Genomic DNA, 733 nt, shown 5'->3' with positions numbered 1-733 from the left:
CTGCATTTTTATTTCTCCCTGATAACTCTTTTCTCAGATTCTGTTGTTTTTTCTATTACCCATGGCTATATTTTAGCACATATAGTGCCAGAAGTAAACATGTGTTCTTTCTTTGAGTAAAAAATTTGCCCGTCTAACTCATCACTACTACAATATATTTATGGGTAATCCCCTTACTTCCAGTAAGGATTTATCCATCTCATTACTTAAACTGTTAGAATGTAGGATGCAATGGTATATCGACTTCATCACTTGGACCTCGCGTCCGTACTTTAGACTGATAACCGGCTCCTCATTCACAGTGTTCGTTTTATGCAGGTTGGATCACATTAGGTGCATTCGTGTCACACACAGTAGTTTGAACAGGTAATGAGTAAAACTGGTATTTATCCATTGTAATATTTTTTAAGGAGTGATAAATTTATGAACGCAGTAGGTATCGATGTTTCAAAAGGTAAAAGTATGGTTACAATTCTGAGACCATTTGGGGAGATTGTATCCTCTCCTTTTGAGATCAAGCACACATCCAGTGATATCCATTCACTTATTAAACTTATTCATTCTATCGAAGGTGAATCCCGGGTTGTAATGGAACATACCGGCCGCTACTACGAAGCACTTGCTCACCAGCTTTCAGCAGCAGATCTCTTTGTCAGTGCTGTTAATCCCAAGTTGGTCAAAGATTTTAATAACGATTCTCTTCGCAAAATCAAGTCCGACAAAGCTGATTCTG

At 37.9% G+C, this 733-nt stretch carries 1 protein-coding gene; it reads left to right on the top strand.

Translation table 11 applies throughout. The annotated features are described in order from the left end of the window. Nucleotides 1-423 precede the first annotated feature (423 nt). On the top strand, nucleotides 424-733 hold a 310-nt coding region (locus tag LJE09_RS17290; RefSeq protein ID WP_173704923.1), incomplete at its 3' end, for an IS110 family transposase.

It is taken from the genome of Blautia sp. DFI.3.45 (assembly GCF_020593505.1).
Lineage (GTDB): Bacteria > Bacillota > Clostridia > Lachnospirales > Lachnospiraceae > Blautia_A > Blautia_A wexlerae.
This window is presented reverse-complemented; position numbering and strand designations above follow the sequence as displayed.